1 protein-coding gene is annotated in these 1,096 nt (G+C 76.6%); it reads right to left on the bottom strand.

The genetic code is table 11. From position 1 onward, the window contains the following. On the bottom strand, positions 1 to 1,096 hold a 1,096-nt coding region (locus tag AC5LUJ_RS05275; protein WP_493464552.1), incomplete at both ends, for a beta-ketoacyl synthase N-terminal-like domain-containing protein.

The raw sequence follows: 1,096 nt of genomic DNA, 5'->3' as shown, positions 1-1,096 counted from the left end.
GGCGTTGGCTCCGGTGTTGTCCCTGGCCTCGCTGTCGGAGACGGCCCCGGTGCCGGACGTGCCCGCGCCGGGTGCGCTCCCGCCGGACGCGCCGCCGGCCGTGGGCGCGCTCCCGGCGGGCGTGGTCCCGGCGTCGGTGGCGTTCTCCTCGGCGGGCGGGGCCTGCTCGAGGATGATGTGGGCGTTGGTGCCGCTGATCCCGAAGGACGACACCGCCGCCCGCCGGGGGCGGTCGACGTCGGGCCAGGGGCCGGTCTCGGTGATCAGTTCGACGGCGCCGGTGGTCCAGTCGACGTGCGGGGACGGGGCGTCCACGTGCAGGGTCTTCGGCAGGACGCCGCGCCGCAGCGCCTCGACGATTTTGATGATGCCGGCGACGCCGGCGGCGGCCTGGGTGTGGCCGATGTTGGACTTGACCGAGCCGAGCAGCAGCGGCCGGCCGGCCGGGCGGTGCTGGCCGTAGGTGGCGAGCAGGGCCTGGGCCTCGATGGGGTCGCCGAGGGTGGTGCCGGTGCCGTGGGCCTCGACGGCGTCGACGTCGGCGGGGGTCAGGCGGGCGTTCGCGAGCGCGGCGTTGATCACCCGCTGCTGGGACGGCCCGCTCGGCGCGGTGAGCTGGCTGCTCGTCCCGTCGGAGTTCACCGCGCTGCCGCGTACCACCGCCAGCACGCGGTGGCCGTGGCGGCGCGCGTCCGACAGCCGCTCCAGCAGCAGAACCCCGGCCCCCTCGGCGAGGCCGAAGCCGTCCGCGGCGGCGGCGAACGCCTTGCACCGGCCGTCGGCGGACAGCGCGCGCTGCCGGGAGAACTCGACGAACGACCGCGGGGTGGGCATCACGGTCACCCCGCCGGCCAGCGCGAGCCCGCACTCGCCGGCCCGCAGCGCCGAGACGGCCAGGTGCAGCGCGACCAGCGACGACGAGCAGGCGGTGTCCACGGTGACGGTCGGGCCCTCGAAACCGAACGAGTACGCCACCCGGCCGGAGGCGACGCTGGTCGTCCCGCCGGTCAGGACGTACCCCTCCAGCGGCTGGATCGCCGCGGGCCCGGCGCCGGCGCCGTAGTCCGAGGCGATCACCCCGACGAACACGCCGGTG

It is taken from the genome of Protofrankia sp. CiP1_Cm_nod3, assembly GCF_982290655.1.
The sequence above is the reverse complement of the archived record's forward strand: the minus strand, read 5'-3'. Positions and strand labels throughout refer to the sequence as shown.